The organism is Spirillospora sp. CA-142024 (assembly GCF_050942325.1).
GTDB lineage: Bacteria > Actinomycetota > Actinomycetes > Streptosporangiales > Streptosporangiaceae > Spirillospora.
Genome location: NZ_CP192077.1, coordinates 1,561,424 through 1,580,236, shown reverse-complemented (window position 1 = coordinate 1,580,236; position 18,813 = coordinate 1,561,424). Strand labels below are relative to the sequence as shown.

Annotated in this window: 15 protein-coding genes, 2 pseudogenes and 1 riboswitch; of the genes and pseudogenes, 9 read left to right on the top strand and 8 right to left on the bottom strand. The window is 73.4% G+C overall.

Annotated features, from left to right (window positions below; all coding sequences use genetic code 11):
* Positions 1 to 120: 120 nt before the first annotated feature.
* Positions 121 to 282: riboswitch (cyclic di-AMP (ydaO/yuaA leader) on the top strand.
* 5 nt (positions 283 to 287) lie between these two features.
* The 7 genes and pseudogenes from ACQPZP_RS07730 (at position 288) to ACQPZP_RS07700 (ending at position 7,284) form a co-directional block, all read left to right on the top strand.
* Positions 288 to 953 (top strand): NlpC/P60 family protein, encoded by a 666-nt coding sequence (locus ACQPZP_RS07730; RefSeq protein ID WP_433476944.1) that lies wholly within the window; start codon positions 288 to 290, stop codon positions 951 to 953.
* Between the two features lie 200 nt (positions 954 to 1,153).
* A pseudogene (locus ACQPZP_RS07725) lies at positions 1,154 to 3,549 on the top strand (DUF4118 domain-containing protein).
* Positions 3,546 to 4,063: pseudogene (locus tag ACQPZP_RS07720) on the top strand (winged helix-turn-helix domain-containing protein). The pseudogenes ACQPZP_RS07725 and ACQPZP_RS07720 overlap by 4 nt, the downstream one beginning before the upstream one ends.
* Positions 4,064 to 4,093: 30 nt before the next feature.
* A complete protein-coding gene (locus ACQPZP_RS07715; RefSeq protein ID WP_433476943.1) occupies positions 4,094 to 4,474 on the top strand; it encodes a YchJ family protein in 381 nt (126 codons plus the stop codon).
* A 112-nt stretch (positions 4,475 to 4,586) separates the two neighbouring features.
* Positions 4,587 to 5,240, top strand: a complete 654-nt coding sequence (locus tag ACQPZP_RS07710; RefSeq protein ID WP_433476942.1) for a hypothetical protein — start codon at positions 4,587 to 4,589, stop codon at positions 5,238 to 5,240.
* Positions 5,241 to 5,251: 11 nt separating this feature from the next.
* Positions 5,252 to 6,100, top strand: a complete 849-nt coding sequence (gene sigJ, locus ACQPZP_RS07705; protein ID WP_433476941.1) for an RNA polymerase sigma factor SigJ — start codon at positions 5,252 to 5,254, stop codon at positions 6,098 to 6,100.
* Between the two features lie 68 nt (positions 6,101 to 6,168).
* Positions 6,169 to 7,284 (top strand): NAD(P)/FAD-dependent oxidoreductase, encoded by a 1,116-nt coding sequence (locus ACQPZP_RS07700; RefSeq protein ID WP_433476940.1) that lies wholly within the window; start codon positions 6,169 to 6,171, stop codon positions 7,282 to 7,284.
* Positions 7,285 to 7,293: 9 nt separating this feature from the next.
* On the opposite strand, the gene ACQPZP_RS07695 is transcribed toward ACQPZP_RS07700, so the two are convergent.
* From ACQPZP_RS07695 to ACQPZP_RS07680, 4 genes are all read right to left on the bottom strand, one after another.
* Positions 7,294 to 8,379: a glycosyltransferase gene (locus ACQPZP_RS07695; protein WP_433476939.1), complete on the bottom strand. Its 1,086-nt coding sequence runs from the start codon at positions 8,377 to 8,379 to the stop codon at positions 7,294 to 7,296.
* Positions 8,376 to 9,110, bottom strand: coding sequence for a DUF2334 domain-containing protein (locus ACQPZP_RS07690; protein WP_433476938.1), 735 nt, complete (start codon positions 9,108 to 9,110; stop codon positions 8,376 to 8,378). Before ACQPZP_RS07690 ends, ACQPZP_RS07695 begins: the two co-directional genes overlap by 4 nt.
* Entirely contained in the window at positions 9,107 to 10,237 is a 1,131-nt protein-coding gene (locus ACQPZP_RS07685) for a glycosyltransferase family 4 protein (RefSeq protein ID WP_433476937.1), read from the bottom strand. The genes ACQPZP_RS07690 and ACQPZP_RS07685 overlap by 4 nt, the downstream gene beginning before the upstream one ends.
* 92 nt (positions 10,238 to 10,329) lie before the next feature.
* Positions 10,330 to 11,544, bottom strand: a complete 1,215-nt coding sequence (locus tag ACQPZP_RS07680; protein WP_433476936.1) for an MFS transporter — start codon at positions 11,542 to 11,544, stop codon at positions 10,330 to 10,332.
* Between the two features lie 83 nt (positions 11,545 to 11,627).
* Between ACQPZP_RS07680 and ACQPZP_RS07675 the strand changes: the two genes are divergently transcribed.
* Positions 11,628 to 12,797, top strand: coding sequence for an ROK family transcriptional regulator (locus tag ACQPZP_RS07675; RefSeq protein ID WP_433476935.1), 1,170 nt, complete (start codon positions 11,628 to 11,630; stop codon positions 12,795 to 12,797).
* Here the strand turns inward: ACQPZP_RS07675 and ACQPZP_RS07670 are convergent.
* Genes ACQPZP_RS07670 through ACQPZP_RS07660 form a run of 3 tightly spaced genes read right to left on the bottom strand, consistent with a single transcriptional unit; the run spans position 12,794 to position 15,225 of the window.
* Positions 12,794 to 13,201 (bottom strand): cupin domain-containing protein, encoded by a 408-nt coding sequence (locus ACQPZP_RS07670; protein ID WP_433476934.1) that lies wholly within the window; start codon positions 13,199 to 13,201, stop codon positions 12,794 to 12,796. The two genes, ACQPZP_RS07675 and ACQPZP_RS07670, sit on opposite strands and share 4 nt — an antisense overlap.
* Positions 13,202 to 14,023 (bottom strand): phosphoenolpyruvate hydrolase family protein, encoded by an 822-nt coding sequence (locus tag ACQPZP_RS07665; protein ID WP_433476933.1) that lies wholly within the window; start codon positions 14,021 to 14,023, stop codon positions 13,202 to 13,204.
* Positions 14,020 to 15,225, bottom strand: a complete 1,206-nt coding sequence (locus ACQPZP_RS07660) for a Tm-1-like ATP-binding domain-containing protein (protein WP_433476932.1) — start codon at positions 15,223 to 15,225, stop codon at positions 14,020 to 14,022. The genes ACQPZP_RS07665 and ACQPZP_RS07660 overlap by 4 nt, the downstream gene beginning before the upstream one ends.
* Positions 15,226 to 15,368: 143 nt before the next feature.
* On the opposite strand from ACQPZP_RS07660, the gene ACQPZP_RS07655 reads away from it, so the two are divergent.
* Complete coding sequence (locus tag ACQPZP_RS07655) at positions 15,369 to 16,118, top strand: hypothetical protein (RefSeq protein ID WP_433476931.1); 750 nt, start codon at positions 15,369 to 15,371, stop codon at positions 16,116 to 16,118.
* Positions 16,119 to 16,209: 91 nt separating this feature from the next.
* On the opposite strand, the gene ACQPZP_RS07650 is transcribed toward ACQPZP_RS07655, so the two are convergent.
* Positions 16,210 to 18,804 carry an FtsX-like permease family protein gene (locus tag ACQPZP_RS07650; RefSeq protein WP_433476930.1) on the bottom strand — a complete coding sequence of 865 codons (2,595 nt, stop codon included), beginning with the start codon at positions 18,802 to 18,804 and terminating at the stop codon, positions 16,210 to 16,212.
* Positions 18,805 to 18,813: the final 9 nt, after the last annotated feature.

Below are 18,813 nucleotides of genomic sequence, written 5' to 3'. Positions count from 1 at the left end.
GCACGCCCGCAGGTGTTCCCATAACGCGGCCCCGACGCGGCCGCGCACCCATACCCATCAGCGCCGCTCTTTCGCGCACGGGACACCGGTCCCGTGGACGGGCCCAGCGCCCACGGATCGCAGCGGCGAACGCCGAGTCCGCCATCGCGCGGAGCCGGGGACCCAGCGTGCCGGACTCCAGGCAGTCCCGCACCGGGGTGAATCGGCCTGCTCCCAGGCCGTAGGGCGACTTCCACGTCCGAACCCGTCAGCTAACCCGGTAGGCGGCTTGGAAGAAGGAGTCCCCCTTGAAAGGCAAGCACAGCAAGAGCCGCAGACCTCTGCGTCTGAACCCCGGCGCCACCGGCGCCCTCGTGGGCCTCGCCTTCGTGGGCGTGGCGGCGACGACGGCGGCGCACGCGTCGATCCTGTCGTCCGGTTCGGACGGCGGCGACAAGGTGACCGCCGCCGTGGCGACGCTTCCCGTGAAGCGGACGCACTCCAAGAAGGCGGCGCACGCATCGAGCGACAGCCGCGCCGACGCGAAGGCCTCGGATGATTCGGGGAGCAGCCGCTCCAAAGTGATAGCCCGGGCCAAGACCTGGCACCCGCACACCGACCAGAGGGTCCCTTACAGCCAGACGAGCACTCACAACGGATACCGCACCGACTGCTCGGGCTTCGTGTCAATGGCGCTGGGCCTTTCCAAGCCCGGCCTCAACACCGTCGGGCTGGCGGCATCGAGGTACACCGAGCGCATCAAGATGTCCGAGCTCAAGAAGGGCGACCTCGTGATGGACGCGCTCGGGACCAACACCACCCGGCACGTGGTCATCTTCGAGAAGTGGACCGACAGCAAGCACACGTCCTACTGGGCGTACGAGCAGCGTGGCCACTACGGCACCGACCACCGCACGCGCGACTACGGCCTGTCCGACAGCGAGTACAAGGCGTACCGGCCGACGAACCTCTGAGGAGACGGTGAGACACGCCCGGCCGAGACCTCCCGGCCGGGCGTTCTCCCATGCCGTCCTCGCCGCGCACATGAAAGGCGTGAAAGGTGAGGGCGCGGGCGTATGGAGTCCGTCAAGACGGGATCGGCGGCCGCCGGGCCGGGGTTGTCTCGATGAGCCGTCGCCGAATGGGCGAGGCTCGGGCTGGAAGGATGGGGAGCATGGCCAGGGGGCAGCTCCGCGTCTACCTGGGGGCCGCCCCCGGTGTCGGGAAGACGTACGCGATGCTCTCGGAGGCGCGGCGGCGGTGCGAGCGGGGCACCGACGTGGTCGTGGGATATGTCGAGACGCATGACCGGCCGCGTACCGAGGCGCTGCTGGACGGGCTGGAGGTCGTCCCGCGCCGGAGGCTGACCTACCGGGAGACGGAGTTCACCGAGCTGGACACGGCCGCGGTGATCGCCCGCGCCCCGGCGGTCGTCCTCGTGGACGAGCTGGCGCACACGAACGTCCCCGGCGGCGGGCATGCCAAGCGGTGGCAGGACGTCGACGACATCCTGGACGCCGGCATCGACGTCATCTCGACCCTGAACATCCAGCATCTGGAGTCGGTCAACGACGTCGTGGAGCAGATCACCGGGGTCGCGCAGCGGGAGACGGTGCCCGACGAGGTGGTCCGCCGCGCCGGCCAGGTGGAGCTCGTCGACATGGCGCCGGAGGCGCTGCGCCGGCGGATGGCGCACGGCAACGTCTACCGGCCGGAGAAGGTCGACGCGGCGCTGTCCAACTACTTCCGGGTCGGCAACCTGACGGCGCTGCGGGAGCTGGCGCTGCTGTGGCTGGCCGGCAAGGTGGACGAACAGCTCGACCGGTACCGCGCCGACCACGGCATCGCCGGGACGTGGGAGGCGCGCGAGCGGATCGTCGTCGCGCTGACCGGCGGCCCCGAGGGCGCCACGCTGCTGCGCCGGGCCACCCGCATCGCCGCCCGGTCGAAGGGCTCGGACCTGCTCGCCGTCCACGTGGCGCACGGGGACGGCCTGACCGGGGCGCGGCCGAAGGACCTGGCCCGGCAGCGGCAGATCGTGGAGGGCCTCGGCGGCACCTACCACCAGGTCGTCGGCGACGACGTGCCGCGGGCGCTGCTGGACTTCGCGCGCGGCGTGAACGCGACCCAGCTCGTCCTCGGGGTGTCGCGGCGCGGCCGGTTCGCGCAGCTGCTGCGCCCGGGCATCGGGGTGACGACGACGGCGCGGTCCGGCTCGATCGACGTGCACATGGTCACGCACGACCAGGCGCGGCGGGGGGTGCCGCGGCCCGGGCGGGAGCAGGGGGTGTCGGTGAGCCGCCGGCTCAGCGGATTCCTGCTCGCCCTGTTCGGGCTGCCGCTGCTGACGTACGGGCTGCTGGCGGCGCGCCCGGCGATCACGCTGCCGTCCGACATCCTGTTCTTCCTGGCAGCGGTCGTCGCGATCGCGCTGGTGGGCGGCATGTGGCCCGCGCTTTTCACGGCGGTCGCCGGGTTCCTGCTTCTCAACTGGTTCTTCACGCCGCCGGTGCACGAGCTGACCATCGCCGAGCAGGACAACCTGATCGCGCTGGCGGTGTTCGTCCTGGTCGGGGTCGGGGTCAGCATCGTGGTGGACCGTGCCGCGCGAAGGTCGCGGGAGGCGGCGAGGCTCGGCGCGGAGGCGGAGGTGCTTTCCACGCTGGCCGGCGACGTCATGCGCGGTGAGCACGCGCTGGACGCGGTGCTGCGCCGGCTCCGCGAGACGTTCGGGCTCACCTCGGTCACATTGCTGGAACGTCCCGCGGCGGACGAGGGCTGGCGGATCGTCGCGACCGTCGGCGGCCGCCCCTGCGCCACGCCCGGCGAGGGCGACGCCGAGATCCCGGTCGGGGACGACCTGACGCTGGCGATCCGGGGCCGTCCGATGCCCGCCGGGGACCGGCGCGTCCTGGAGGCGTTCGCGGTGCAGGCGGCGGGAGCGCTGCGGCAGCAGCGGCTGCGGGCGGAGGCGGAGAAGGCGCGCCCGCTGGAGGCGGCCGACCGGATGCGCACCGCCCTTCTCAACGCGGTCAGCCACGACCTGCGCACCCCGCTGGCGTCGGCGAAGGCCGCGACCGACAGCCTGAGCAGCACCTCGATCGCCTGGACGGACGAGGAGCGCGCCGAGCTGCTCGACACCGCCCGGCAGTCCCTCGACCGGCTCGACCGGCTGGTCGCGAACCTGCTCGACATGAGCCGGCTGCAGGCGGGCGTCCTCGGTATCGCCGCCCGCCCGCTGGCGCTGGACGAGGTGGTGCCCCGCGCACTGGACGACCTGGGCGCCGGCGACGTCTCGGTGCTGCTGGACACCGACCTGCCCGAGGTCGAAGCGGACAGCGGATCGCCGACCGCGGCCCGGGCATCCCGCCCCGCGAGCGGGAGCGGGCGTTCCTGCCGTTCCAGCGGCTCGGCGACCGCGACAACCACACGGGCGTCGGGCTCGGGCTGGCGCTGACCCGCGGGCTGACCGGGGCGATGGGCGGCGAGCTGATCCCCGAGGACACCCCGGGCGGCGGACTCACGATGATCGTTTCCCTGCCCCTCCACCAGCGGAAGGAAGCCCGATGACGCGGGTGCTCGTGGTCGATGACGAACCCCAGCTGCTCCGGGCGCTGCGGATCAACCTGCGTGCCCGCGGCTACGAGGTGGACGTCGCCGCCGACGGCACGGGCGCGCTTCGCCGGGCCGGCTCGTGGCGTCCCGACCTCGTCGTCCTGGACCTCGGCCTGCCCGATCTGGAGGGCATCGAGGTCATCTACGGGCTGCGCGGCTGGACGGAGGTCCCGATCATCGTGCTGTCGGGGCGGGCGGGCACACGGTCGACCTGGCCGCGAAGACGGTGACGGGCGGCGTGCATCTGACGCCCACCGAATGGCGGCTGCTGGACGTCCTGCTCCGCAACCCCGGCAAGCTCGTCGCGCAGCAGCAGCTCCTCACCACGGTGTGGGGCCCGGCCTACAAGAGCGAGACGCATTACCTGCGCCAGTACATGGCGCAGCTGCGGCGGAAGCTCGAAAGCGACCCGCCCCATCCCCGGCACCTGCTGACGGAGCCGGGGATGGGGTACCGGTATCAGCCCTGACGCGGCGGCCCCGCGCGGCACAATTGCCGTGTGGCCAAGACTTGTCCTTGTGGTGTCGGCTCTCGGTACCGCGATTGCTGCGGACGGTTGCACCGGGGTGCTGCGGCGGCCGAGACGGCCGGGGAGCTGATGCGGTCGCGGTTCAGCGCGTTCGCCGTCGGGGACGAGCCGTATCTGCTGAGGACGTGGCATCCGGCGACGCGCCCGGAGCGGATCGGCTTCGAGGACGGCACGCGGTGGACGCGGCTGGAGATCGTCCGTGAGGAGGGCGGCGGCCCCGGCGACGACAAGGGCGTCGTCGAATTCCGCGCCCATTATCTGGCGGGCTCGGAACCCGGAGAACTGCACGAGGTGAGCCGGTTCGTCCGGCATGACGGCGCGTGGGTCTACGTCCGGGGGAAAGTGACCTGACATTCCGCCTTGCGGGCTAGGCGGTTCGGTCGCGTGGGGGAAGGCCGCCCCCGGTGGGCGCTGCGAACGTGTGGGAGGCGGGCGAAGGGCGTCCGCGGAAAAGGGGATCCACATGTCGCGGAAAAGGCGTGTTCTGGTCGCCGGCCTCGCCGTGCTGGGGATGGCCGGGGCGGTCGGCACCGGCAGCGCGATGGCCCAGGACAAGGCCGCGAATCCGAAGGAGGCCCACGTCACCGGGGACGCGTGGCTGAAGTACCCCGGCGACTCGGAGTACCCGTACCGGCGGTTCGTCGTGGACGCGCACGGCGGGCCGTGGAAGTTCGTCAACGGCAAGATGGTCATGGGAGCCGCACGCGGAACGGTGCGGTTCGACCATTACTCCCCGGACGAGCCCGGCGGGCCGTCGAAGCACCACTGGGGCTGGATCAAGGTCGACTACGTGATGGCGTCCGGCCCGATCGCGGTCGTGTCCGGAATCCGGCAGGACGACGAGCACGGCATCCCGCCGAACCAGAAACGCGCGAACCTGACCTTCTACCAGTCGCCGCGCGGCCACAAGTACGACCGGATGGGCTTCTCGTGGGGCGTCGTGTTCCCGCAGTGCCAGCAGATGGGGAGCGGCCCGGCGCCGTTCAGCACAGCCAGCTCCGGTCCTTTCGGGAAATGGCTGAAGGGATACACGGTGAAGGACGCGCCGCTGACGCTTCCGTCCGGTGAATTCCAGCCGCCGGACAACCCCGCCGACTGCTCGTTCGCCGACGAGTAGGCTCCCCGTACGTGGACGACCTGGACTGGGAGGCGCACCGCCCGGCGGTGTTCGGCGCCGCGTACCGGCTGCTCGGCAGCGTGGCCGAGGCGGAGGACGTCGTCCAGGACGTCTGGCTGCGCGCTTCGGCGGCCGACCGGTCCGGCGTCGCCGACCCCCGCGCGTGGCTGGTCACGATCGCCGCCCGGCTCGCCTACAACGTCCTGAAGTCGGCGCGGGTGCGCCGCGAGGAGTACGCCGGGCCGTGGCTGCCGGAGCCGCTGCCGACCGGCCCGGACGCGGCCGAGCGGGTGATCGTGGACGACTCGGTCGGCACCGCGATGCTGCTCGTGATGGAGGAGCTGACCCCGCCGGAACGGGTGGCGTTCGTCCTGCACGACGTGTTCGAGATCCCGTTCGACCAGGTCGCGGGGGTGCTCGGGAACTCGTCGGCGGCCTCCCGCAAGCTCGCGTCCCGCGCCCGCAGGCGGGTGGCGGACGCCCGCGACGACCGGCCGAGGGCGAGCCGCGCGGAACGGGAGCAGGTGCTCACCGCGTTCCGCGCGGCCGCCGAGGGCGGCGACTTCGAACGCCTCCTGAAACTGCTGCACCCCGAGGCCGTGTACGTGGCCGACGGTGGCGGCAAGGTCGTCGCGTCCCGCCGCCCGGTCGTCGGCGCGGAGCGGGTCGCACGCCTGCTGGCCCGGATCATGTCGCACTACCGCGTCGACCGGATCGGCTTCGTCGAGATCGGCGGCGAACTCGCCCTGGCCGCCCACCGAGACGGCCGCGTCATCTGGGTCGACACACTCGAAATCACCAACGGCCAGGTCACCACCTTCCGCCGAGTAGCCAACCCGGAAAAACTAGGCCACATGTAACCCGCTCTGGTCACATGTGGGGGTGGTGTCTTGTCTCCCTGGCGGTAGTCGAGATGAGGGAGACGGATATGTCGCATGTCGTGGTCGTGGGGGGCGGGTTCGCCGGGGTGTGGGCGGCGGCGGCCGCCGCGCGGGTGCGTGGAGAGAGCGACCTGCGCATCACGCTGATCGCGCCTGGCAAGGATCTCGTCCTGCGGCCCCGCCTTTACGAGCCGGAGCCCGAGCGGGCGACGGTCGCGCTGAAGCGGATCCTGGAGCCGGTCGGCGTGGAGCACGTCCGCGCGGCGGTGCAGGACATCGACGTGGACGGCCGCGTGGTGATCGCGGACGGGCGGCCGGTCGAGTACGACCGGCTCGTCCTCGCCGCGGGCAGCCGCCTCGTCCGGCCGGACATCCCGGGCGCCGAGCGGCTGTTCGACGTGGACACCCTGGAGGGCGCGCAGCGGCTCCGCGGCCACCTGCGCGGCCGCGACGGCTACACGGCGGTCGTGGTCGGCGCCGGATTCGCCGGCCTTGAGATCGCCACCGAGCTCGCCGGGCGCGGGCGCGTCGTCCTGGTCGAGAAGGCCGACGAGATAGCCCCGGACCTGGGTCTCGGGCCGCGCCCGGTGATCGAGGTGGCCCTCGACAGGCTCGGGATCGAACGGCGCCTCGGCACGAGCGTGGCCGAGGTGACCGAGGGCGGGGCGCTGCTGGCCGGCGGCTCGCCGATCCCCGCCGACGCGGTCGTGTGGACGGCGGGCCTGGAGGCGAGCCCGCTCACGTCCCGGATTCCCGGTGACCGTGACCGCCTGGGCCGCCTGAAGGTCGACACGCGCCTGCGGGCCCACCCGCACGTCTTCGCCGCCGGGGACGTCGCCGCCGCCCGCGCCGACGACGGTCACTGGACGGTGCAGAGCTGCCAGCACGCGGTGCCGATGGGCAAGACGGCCGGGCACAACGCGGCGGCGGACCTCCTCGGCGTCCAGCTGATCGACTTCGCCCCGGCCCCGTACGTCACGGACGTCGACCTCGGCGCCGCCGGCGGCGTCTACACCCGCGGCTGGGACCGGCTCGTCGCGCTGTCCGGCGCCGAGGGCAAGTGGGTGAAGCGCTGGCTCATGGACAAGATCCACCCGCCCGTGGACGACGCCGCGACGATCCTCGCCCACGCGGGCGTGGTCACCACGCCCATCCCGTTCTGAGCGGCGCGGTCACGGGGCGGTGAGGACGTCGAGCATTCCGGCGGCGGTGGTCGTCCAGGGGTAGCGCTCGGCGCGTGCGCGGGCGGCGGCGCGGCGTCGGGCGGACGGCAGGCGCAGGACCTCCTGGACGCCGTCGGCGAACGCCGTCGCGCGCGGCGCCACCCGGGCTCCGGCGCCCGGGACGACGAGTTCGTGTGCGGCGCCCCGGTCGGCCGCCACGACGGGCGTCCCGCAGGCCAGCGCTTCGAGGACGGCCAGGCCGAACGACTCGATGGGGCAGGTGGCGAGCGCGACGTCGGCGTCCGCCAGCAGCCGGGCCACGGCGGCGCGCTCACCGACGTGGCCGTGGAACCGGACGGGAAGCCGCTCACGCCGGGCCCACTCCCGCAGCCTGGGCCCGCACGGCCCGTCACCGACGACGTCCAGCCGGACCGGCACGCCACGGCGCGCGAGTTCCACCGCCGCGCCGATCGCCAGGTCGGGCCGCTTCTCCTTGGACAGGCGGCCGAGATGCACCAGCCGGACGCCGTCGTGCCCGGACGGCGGGCGGGGGCGGAAGGTCGTGAGGTCCACGCCCAGCGGGACGCGGTGCAGGGACGGCGCGCCGACCCGGGCGAACTCGGCGGCGGCGAACGCCGAGGTGACCACGATGGCGTCGAACTCCGCCGCGAGCCGCCGGTTCCAGCGGTCCGCGAGGGTCTCCAGCGGCATCCAGGACGGCACGCGCGGTGCGAGGATCGCGTCCAGCCGCTCATGGGAGAACAGCACCGCGCGGACGCCGCGACGCCTTGCCCAGCGGGCCGCCACGGTGAGCGTCGCCTTGTCGGAGACCTCGACGACGTCCGGGCGGAGCCGGCCGAGGACCCGCAGCACCGGACGCGGATCGAGAACGAGCCGGTATCCGGGCGCCACCGACGGCCCGGGGACGGTGATGACCGGCCCGCTCTCCGTGTCGCGGCGCGTGTAGGCGGGCCCGGGGACGACGAGGGCCCGCCGGTGCCCCGCCGCGTGATAACCGGCGCCCAGCATGTCGACGGCCGTGCGGAGCCCGCCCGAGACCGGGCTGTACAGGTTGGCGAGCTGGACGATCCTCACCCGGACACCAGCGACTCGTAGGTCACCGGGCGGCCGCCCGAGGCGACGGCGGCGTCGATGGCGGCGAGCGCGGCCCGGCGCAGACCGGGCCTGGTCAGGTCGGCCGGGTGCAGGGCGATGCGGAACGGCGTCCGCGTCCTCGCGAACGCGCGGGCCGCGCCGGTCATGAGGCGGGCGCCCGCGCGTTCGCCCGTCCCGCCGGGCCGATGCGACAGCGCGGGCATCCGGTGTACCGGGCCGCCGGGCAGGCCGTGCACGCCCAGGTGGCTCGTCCAGTAGGCGAAGCCGAGGGCCGCGAGGGCCCGTCGCGTGCCCGGGGAGGCGAGCCAGCCGGGCGGGGTGAAGCCGGTCACGCGGATGCCCGCGTCGGCGAGCAGGCCGAGACCGGCCTCCAGCCGCCGGACGGCCTCGCCTTCGGTCAGCGACCAGAACTCGCCGGCGCCCCTGGCCAGCATCCGGTTCACGCCGCCGCGCCACCGGGGGCCGCCGGGCACGCCCGCGTGCAGGTAGCCGTGGAGGGCGAGTTCGTGTCCGCGCCCGGCGGCGGCGTGCAGGAAGGAGACGAGGGCGTCGTCCTCGGGCAGGGCGGCGCCGCCCCCGAACGGGCCCGGGATCGCGAGCAGCGTGCAGGGCGCGCCGCGCTCGTCCAGGTCGGTGAGCCAGCGCGCGGTGGGTTCCGCCGTGGACGGGGCGACATCGTGGATGGACACGACGAACGGGAAGGTTCTCACGCGGCCTGCTCCGTGCGTCGTCGTTCCCCTGTGCCCTGCACGATCTCTCTGTAGTGGCCCATCAGCTGCTCGCAGACCCCGTCCCAGCCGCGTCCCCTGACCGACTCCCTTGCCTGGGCGGCCATCCGCCGGCGCATCTTGACGTCGTCCACGAGCGTCGACACCGCCGCGCGCAGTTCGGAGCCGTCGTCCGGCGCGTACAGCAGCCCGTTCACACCGGGACGGACGAGGTCGAGCGGCCCTCCCGCCGCGGCGGCGACCACGGGCACCCCTGAGGCGAGCCCTTCCTGCACCGCTTGGCAGAACGTGTCGTCCGCGCCCGTGTGGACGAACACGTCGAACGACGCGACCAGCTCCGACAGCTCCGTCCCGGTGCGGAACCCCGTGAAGACGGCGTCGGGCATCCGGCGCCGCAGCTTCTCCTCCTCCGGCCCGGCCCCGACGATCACGACCTTCGCACCGGGCACGCCCACGAGCCTGGTGAGCATCTCCGGCCGTTTCTCGGCGGCGAGCCGTCCCACGAACCCGACGATGGCCCGGCCGTTTGGTGCGAGCCGCGCCCGGAGCTCCGGCGACCGGTGGACGGGGTTGAACCGCTCCTGGTCGACGCCCCTCCCCCAGCGGGCGAGCCGCGGCACGCCGCGCCGCTGGAGTTCCGCGAGCACGGGCGAGGACGGCGCGAGCGTGCGTTCCGCGCGTGAGTGCAGGCGGCGGAGCCACCACCAGATCAGCGGGTCGGTGCCGCGCAGCCCGTAGCGCCGGGCGAACCCGGCGATGTCGGTCTGGAACACGGCGAGCGCCGGGACGTCCAGCCTCCGCGCGGCGGCGAGCCCGGACGAGCCGAGCACGAACGGCGAGGCGATGTGTGCGATGTCGGGCCCGAAGTCGCGCAGGATCGCGGTGACGCGCCGCGTGGGAACCCCCACGGCGAACGACGGGTAGAACGGCGGGAAGAAGCCCCGGACTCTTTCGACCGGGGCTCCGGCGTAGTCGGCGGGCCCGGGACCAGGCGCGACGACGACGGCCTCATGGCCATGAGCGGCTAGATGTTCGAGAACGCGGCACACCGAGTTCGTGACCCCGTTGACCTGGGGCAGGAACGACTCGGTCACGATGGCGACCTTCACGGCCGAGAGGCTCTCCGGCGCGCTCGACGTCCGGACCGCCTCCCGACGCCGTCGAGGAGAACTTCACGCGAACGGCGGACTCGCCTCGGTGATCACGCGGTCGCTCTGAGCCGCCATCCACAACGCACCAGCAGGACCGTGAGCAGGGCGGGCGCGACGAGAACGGCCGCGCGCAACGTGGTGAGGTCGGCGAGCGTCCCGAGGAGGGGCGGCGCGACGCCGATCGCAACCCCCGACGCGAGCGCACATCGCGCGGCGGCCCGGACCGGCTGCGACGCCCACGCTGCCAGCGCCTGCCCCAGGATGACCGGGTAGAGCAGCGCCACACCGAGCCCGGCCAGCAGCAACCCGCCGACCGCGACCGGCGCGGGCGACGTCCACAGCACCGCGAACCCGGCGATGCCGACGAAGGCGGCGACGACGAGCAGCCGCTCGGGCCGCCCCGCGACCCTCACCACCGGCCCGGCGGCCGCCCGCCCGACGGCCATCCCGAGCACGAACGCGGCCGACAACGTCGCCGCGCTCCCCGCTCCGAACCCCTTCACACTCCCCAGGAAGTCCGCCGCCCAGAACACCATGCAGAACTCCACCCCCACCGCCAACACAAGATCACCCCACCACCCCCAGAACACCCACCCACCCCCACCCCCGACCGCCGCACCAGCGGGCGGATCGGCGGGGGTGGTTTTGGAGGGGGTGAGGGTGTGGATGGAGGTGCGGGCCAGTAGGAGCAGAAGGGCGGCTGCGGTGAGGGGTGGGAGGACGAAGGCCGTGTGCCAGCCGAGGTCGTGGGCCAGGGCTGCGCCGATGAGGATCGGGGACAGGACGGACGCGGCGCTGGCGACCGCGTTCGCCTCGCCGATCTGGACCGTTCCATCACCGTGGTGCGCGGCCCGCAGCGCCGCCGGGACGAGCTGGACGAGTCCCGCCCCGCCGAGACCGAAGATCAGCGCGCCGGCGGCCGTGCCGAGGCGTCCGCCGGCGGCGGCGAGGAGCGCGGCGCCGCCGACGAGCGCGGTCAGGGCCGTGGGCAGCGCGTATCGTCCGAGCCGTTCCGCCAGGCGGGGCCCGATCAGGCCGATCACGACCAGTCCGAGCGCGAAGGCGGACGGATAGAGGGCGGCCTCCGCGCGCGGCAGGCCCCGTTCCTCACGCAGCTCCGGCAGGATCGAGCCGAACGAGGCGAGCAGGTAGCCGAGGCACCCGAACATGGCGTACAGGGCGAGCGTGCCCGCAGTCCGTCTGGAGGTCGTGTCGGAGGCGCGTGCTCGTTGCGTGCCCTCGTCGGGCGCCCGGTCCGTGTCCATGTCACGACCTCCCGGATTATGCTCGTGCGGCGAGGATAACCCGCGGAGCGAAGCTCGTCACCACGGCGGGCGAGGATGTCACCATGCAGCCGAAGACCGCGCACTCGGCGCGCGCCCTGCGCAGCCAGGGGGCGCTCGCCGTGCTCCGGTACGTCCATGCGCACCCGTCCGCGACACGCGCGGATGCGACACGCGCCCTGGGCCTGAGCAGCGGCAACGCGGCCGAGATCACGACCCGCCTCAAGGCGTCGCGGCTGGTCGAGGAGGACGCGCCACCCCGTACCGGTGGACGCGGCCGTCCGTCCCCCACTCTCACCGCGCATCCGGACGGCCCGGTCGTCTGCGTCGTCGACATCAGCCACGAGCGGTGGCGCGTGGCCGCCGTCCAGCTCGGCGGCGGCCTCCTGACCGAGGAGGCTGGGCACCACTCCGGCTCGCCGACGATCCTCGGAACGCTCGCCGAGCATGTCTCGGCCCTGCACACCCGCTACGGCCGCCGGCTCCGCGCGGTGTCCGCCTGCGTCGCGGGAGCCGTCAGCGGAACGGCGATCGTCCAGGCGTCCGGCATGGGCTGGCGCAACGTCGGCCTCGACCCGCTCAAGCCGCCCGGCGTCCCGCTGCTCGTCGGCAACGACGCCTCCCTCGCCGGGCTGGCGGAGGCCAGGCGCGGGGCGGGCGCGGGGGCGCGCGTCGTCCTGCACCTGACCGTGGAGGTCGGCGTCGGCGGCATCCTCGTCGTGGACGGACGCCCGGTGGACGGCGCGACCGGCGCGGGCGGCGAGTTCGGCCACATGCCGTTCGGCGATCCCGACCTGGAATGCCCGTGCGGTGCGCGGGGCTGCTGGGACCTGGAGGTCGACGGCCGCGCCATGGCCCGCGCACTCGGCCGTCCCGCCCCCCGCGATCCGCGGACGGCGGCCGAGCAGATCATCGCCGCGGCCGCATCCGCTCCGGCCTCGCGCACCGCCGTCGCGGCCGCCGCGCACGCGCTGGGACGAGGCATGGGCGCCCTGGTCAACGCCCTCGATCCCGACGTCGTCACGCTCTCCGGCCTCGCGCCCGCCCTCGCCGAGAGGGCACCGGTCGCCCTCGAAAGCGGCTACACCGCCGCCCTGATGCGTTATCGCCGATCGGCCCCGCCACCCGTCCGCCCATCGACCTTGGGCGCGCAAGGCCCCCTGACGGGCGCCGCCGACGCCGCCTTCGACGTCCTCCTGACAGAAGACGGCCTGGACGCCTGGACGAGTGGCTAGGCCTGGCTCCATTCGGGGACTGCGCCGGGTTGGTGCAGGCAGTAGTCCGGGGCGGCCTCCAGGGCCTTCTCTTCGCCGCCCGGCGTGTAGGTGACGATGAGGCGGAGCGGGCGCCATGTCGTGTTGTACGTGGAGTGCCAGACGCCCTTCGGAATGTGGACCGTGTCGCCCTCACGGAACGGGAACGGCTGCCCGTCGTCCACCATCTGCGCCGCCTCGCCGGAGATCACGTAGATGACCTCCTCGGCGTTCGGATGGTTGTGCCGTGCGTGTCCCTTGCCCGGGTTGACGATCACCTCGCCCAGCGTGCTTCCCGCGCCGGGCACGGTGGACGGCGTGACGAACCATTTGATCGACCCCCAGTCGAAGGTCATCGTCGTCACGTCGCCGGGATTCACCAGCATTCAGAGCTCCAGATTCTTGAAGGCGGCCACCTGCCGCGTGATGGCCCGCTCGGTCGGCAGCCGCTCGACGGAGGACGCGCCGAAGAAGCCGACGACACCCTGCGTCCGCGACAGGACGTAGGCGGCGTCGTCCGGCTCGGCGATCGGCCCGCCGTGGCAGAGGACGAGGACGTCGGGACGGGCGGCGAACGCGGCGTCGCGCATGGCCTGCACGCGCTCGACCGCCTCGTCCAGCGTCAGGGCCGTCCCGGCGCCGATGCTGCCCTTGGTGGTGAGACCGACATGCGGGACGAGCACATCGGCGCCGGCCTCGGCCATCGCCCGCGCCTGGTCCTCGTCGAAGACGTACGGGGCGGTGACCAGGCCGCGCTCATGGGCGAGCCGCACCATCTCGATCTCCAGGTCGTACCCCATGCCGGTCTCTTCGAGGTTCTGCCGGAACACCCCGTCGTAGAGCCCGACGGTCGGGAAGTTCTGGACGCCCGCGAAACCCATCGCCTTGAGCTGGTCGAGGAACACGGGCATCACCCGGAACGGGTCGGTGCCGCACACCCCGGCCAGGACGGGCGCGTCCTTCACGACCGGCAGCACCTCGGACGCCATCTCCACCACGATCTGGTTGGCGTCCCCGTAGGGCAGCAGGCCGGCCAGCGATCCGCGTCCCGCCATCCGATACCGGCCGGAGTTGTAGATGATGACGAGGTCGACGCCGCCCGCCTCCGCGCATTTGGCGGACAGCCCGGTGCCCGCACCCGCGCCGATGACGGGCTTGCCCTCCGCGACGGCGTTCCGCAGCCGGTACAGGACGGTCTCGCGGTTCACCAGGAGCCTCCCGAGATCATCTGGTGCAGCCGGTCGGCCATCGCGCGGCCGAACGCCGGATCGTTGATGTTCATGTCGAGCGTCTCCGTCTCCGCCGCTCCCTCCAGCGCCGCGAAGCACGCCTCGTCCGCGACGGGATCGTGGAACGGCATGCCGGGCGCGTCCAGCGCCGACACACCGCCGAGCGGGACGAACAGCACGGTGGGCCCGGTGGCGGCGGCCAGCTTGGACGCGATCCGCCGTCCCAGCTCGCCCATCTCCTCCAGCGTCGTCCGCATCAGCGTCACGGTCGGGTTGTGGACGTACAGCTCGCGCCCTTCGAACCGTTCGGGAACCGTCTCGCGCGGGCCGAAGTTGACCATGTCCAGCGCCCCCGGCGCCACGACCTGCGGGAGGCCGTGCCGCCCGGCCGCCGTGAGCCGGTCGGGCCCGGCCGAAAGCACCCCGCCGACGAGATCGTCCGCCAGCTCCGTCGTGGTCAGGTCGAGGACCCCGGCCAGCAACCCGCTCTCCACGAGCCCCTCAAGCGCCCGCCCGCCGGCCCCGGTCGCATGGAAGACGAGCACTTCGTAGCCCAGTTCGTCCAGCCGCTCGCGCGCCGCGTCGACCGCCGGCGTCGTGACCCCGAACATGGACGCCCCGATCAGGGGCCGTTCGTCCACCGCGCGCGCCGACCGCGCGTCGGCGTACGCCTTCGCCATCCCGGCGGCGGCCGCCGCCGCGTTCCCGAGGATCAGCCGCGACACCCGGTTGATCCCGGCGATGTCGACGACGCTGTAGGTCATCGTGACGTCCTTGGCGCCCACGTACGGCGCGACGTCCCCCGATGCCATCGTGGAGACGATCAGCTTGGGCAGGCCGATGGGCAGATCCCGGACGGCCCGCGCCGCGATCGACGATCCTCCGCTTCCACCGACCGCGAGGACGGCGTCCATCTCCGGCAGCCCCGCGAGGACGGCCGCGGCCCCCTCGCCCATCGCCGTGACCGCCGCGCCTCGATCTCCCGCGTCCCGCAGGGACTGAAGCGACGTGCCCCCAGCGCGGGCGACGTCCTCCGCGGAGACATCCGCGTCCACGTCGGACGGCCCGGTGCCCCCGTCGACGAGCACGGTGTCGCACCCCAGCTCCCGCACCCGCTCACGAAGCCACGTGTACTCCGCGCCCTTGGTGTCGAGCGTCCCTAACAGCACAACGGTCGCCATCGAGCCCTCCCATCCCGATACCGATTCCCCGGCTGATCACCCGGCAACCGGCATGGCGACGGCCCACCGGCACGGCGAACGTCACCGCAGGTAAGACGACCGGCCGGTGCGCCACCAAGATCCTCAAATGGGACAATGGGGACATGGCCCAGCCCTCCCTCGCCGGGATCCTGCGCAGCACCGTCGCGACCGTGCTCACCCTGCTCGCCGGCATGGCCCTCGTGGCGCTCGCCGTCTTCTTCGTCGCAGCGGAAGCCCCCGGCGGCACCCGGGACCTGGACGCCTACAACGCCGCGCCGCGCTGCCCGGCCGCGCCGTCCCAGCCCGCCGAATGCCGCTGGACGGAGCAGTTCACCGTGTCCGGCATCCACCGGACGTCCAAGAGGGGCCAACTGGATCGCGCCACGCTGACGGACGCGGACGGCACCAGGTGGGAAACGGCCTACACCAACAGACGCCCCGTCTTCAGTGACCTCAACGAGGGCGACCGGATCACCGGCACCATCTGGCGCGGCCAGGTGACCGAGATAGCGGCGAACGGCGACACCCAGACCACGGACGCCGCCCCGGCCGACTTGCGCACACGGCTCCTCATCGGCGCGCTGATCGTGATCCCTCCCGGCCTCCTCGTCACGGCCGCCTGCGCCTGGCGCCTGACCCGCCGCACCCTCCCGGACCCGACCCCAGGCATGATCGCCACCCTCGGCCTGGCCATAGGCGTCTTCTTCATCGGCCTCCTCACCCCGCTCCTGACCAGCGCAGCCGACGAGAACCTCTGGCTCACAGCAGCCGTCTGGCTCCCCTTGACCGCCATATCAATCGCCGTAGCCCGCATCTACACAACCCAAAAACAAACCGCCCAACGGGTGGCTGGCGGATCAAGGCTGGTGTGACGGGCGGGGTGCGAAGTACGTGCGGCTGGGGGACTGGTGCGCGTGGACGGGGGCGGAGCGTTGAAAACGCATGCTTTCCTCCTGCTGTGGCTCATTCGGCCTTGGCGGCTTCCAGGACGGGGATGGCGGCGGCCCGGCGCGCGGGCAGTGCCGAGGTCGCCAGCGTCGCCGCCGCCGCTCCTGCCGTCAGCAGCGGGAACAGCCACCACGGCGGGTCCGGGCGCAGGAACGAGCTGCCGGTGGTCACGTGCAGCAGGGTCAGCGTCCCCAGTGCGGTCACGGTGCCGAGGATCGTGCCGAGGGCGACCACGGTGGCCGCCTCCCAGCGGACGATCGAGCGGATCTGCCTCATGGTGGCGCCGACGGCGCCCAGCAGCCCGAACTCCCGGGTGCGTTCGGCGACGCCCATCGACACCGTGGTCGCCATGCCGAACAGCGCCAGCAGCAGTGCCATGCCAACAAAGCCGTACGTCGCTCGCAGTGCCCGGGTGAGCGAGCCCGAAGCCGCGTCCACGTACGCGTCCCGGTCGCGGACCTGCACGCCGGGCACTCCGGCCACGGCGTGGGTCAGGGCCTCGGGAGAGCCGCCCCGCACGAGGATCGCCTGGGTCGCGGCGTTGGCGTCGAGCCGGTCCATCGTCGCGGGTGCCACGAGGGCCTGTTCGGCGAAGAGGTGGGAGGGGTCGTGGTAGACGCTTGCCACGGTGAGCGCGACCCGGCCCTGAGCGGCCCGGACGACGATCTCCTGGCCGCGCCGCAGTCCCCGCTCCCGCATGACGGTCGACGACAGCGCGATCTCCCCGGGACGCAGCGCAGGCGGCCTTCCTCCCAGCCGCAGTACGTCGCGCAGCCCGCTCTGCTCGGCGCCGCTGACAAGGAAGCGGAACGAGTCGGGCTCCTCGCCCGGTTCGAGAGTGTCCGGCGGGGGCGACACGAGCTTGACCTCGGTCTGCGTGAGGGGGATCGCCCGCGAGACCCCCGGAGTGCCCGTCACCAGGGCCGCTACGTCCCGGGCCAGTGGGGCGGGCGCGCCCTCGGCGGTCCTGGCGGTCGCGGTGATCGCGTGCTCGGCCGCCATCACCTCCCGTCCCGCCTCCCGGAAGCGGTCGTGCACCGATTGCGTGACCAGCGTCGCGGAGGCGACCAGCGCGACGCCCAGCATCAGTGACGAGGCGGCCGAGGAGACCCGGCGCGGGCTGCGGGTGATGGTGGCGTGCGCCAACCGTCCGGTCTCCCCGCTGACGAGCGTCCCGAGGCGGCCCACCAGCCCGCCCAGCGGCCCGACGAACAACGGGGTGAGGACGGCCAGGGCGGTCACGGCCGGCATCGAACCGAAAAGGATCATCAGTGAGACCCCGAACGTCCGGTCCAGGCCAGGGGGATCGCTGAGGCGGACCGCGACGGCCACGGCGTACCAGAAGCCCGCACCGGCCAAGAGCGCGAACGCGGTCATCAGCCGTGGCCAGCGACGCTCCCGGGGCTCGGCGACGGTGCTGCGCAACGCCTGTACGGGTGAGACGCCCGCGGCGCGGCGCGCCGCGCGCCAGGCGGCCAGCTGGGTGACCACGATCCCGGCCGCGGCCGGGACGGCCAGCGCGACCCAGCCGAACTGGGGATCGGCGGCCGAGACGTCGAAACCGTCCCGCGCGAACAACCAGGTGATCAGCGCCGACACCGGGTAGCCGGCGGCCACGCCGGCCACCGAAGCGATGCCGCCCATCACCAGCGCTTCCAGCCGGATCAGCCGTCTGATCTGCCGCGGCGTGGCGCCGACCGCGCCCAGCAGCGCCAGCGGCCGGGTCCGCTGCCGGGCCAGCGTGCCGAACGTGTCGGCCACCACGAACAGGCCCACGAAGATCGCCACGGAGGCGAGCATGCCGATGACGCCGGCGACCGACGCGCCCTCGCTCTGCGCGGCGTCGGCCTGCGCGTGCCGCACGGTGTCCGCGGTGCGCACCGTGGCCTGCCCGCCCAGTTCCCGTTCCAGCTCGCTGCGCAGCCGATCGGCGGGCACGCCGGGGGTGGCCTTCACCCAGACGCTCTGCCAGGTGCCTGCGGGCAGCACGGCCGCACGCCGTACGGTCTCGGACGAGGCCAGCACCAGGTCGCCGGCGGCCACCGCGTCGCGGCCCTGGACACTGACGATCCCGGTGATCTCCACCCGGCGGGTCTGGCGGGGCAGCGTCAGCGCGTCGCCGACGCGGACCCTCCCGACGCGCGACATGTGGCGGACGATCGCCACCTCGGCGTCGGCGGCGGGGGCGCGCCCCGCCTCCAGCCGGTAGGGGGTCAGCCACGGGTCCGGCACCCAAGGCCGCAGCACCGTGCGGCCCTCGGCCGACGCCATGATCGCCTGTCCGCCGGGACGGGCGGCCGTCACCGCCACCGCGGCGTCCCCGGCGGCGGCCGCCACCCCGGCCCGGGACGCGATCCGGTCCAGGCGGATCCGGCCGCCGGGGGGCGCGTACGGGTCGTCCGGATCCGCCGTCCCGCCCTGCACGAGCACGTCGGTGCGGAAGTACTCGCTCGCGTCGCTCCCCGACACCGCCTCCTGCGCGCGGAGCGCGAACTGCAGCGAGCCCGCGATGAGCGCGATCGAACCCACCGCCGCCAGCAGCGTGGCGGTCAGCCGCGGCCAGCCCTGGATGAAGGAACGGCGCGCGATGAGCCACATGGCGTTTCCCATGATCATTCC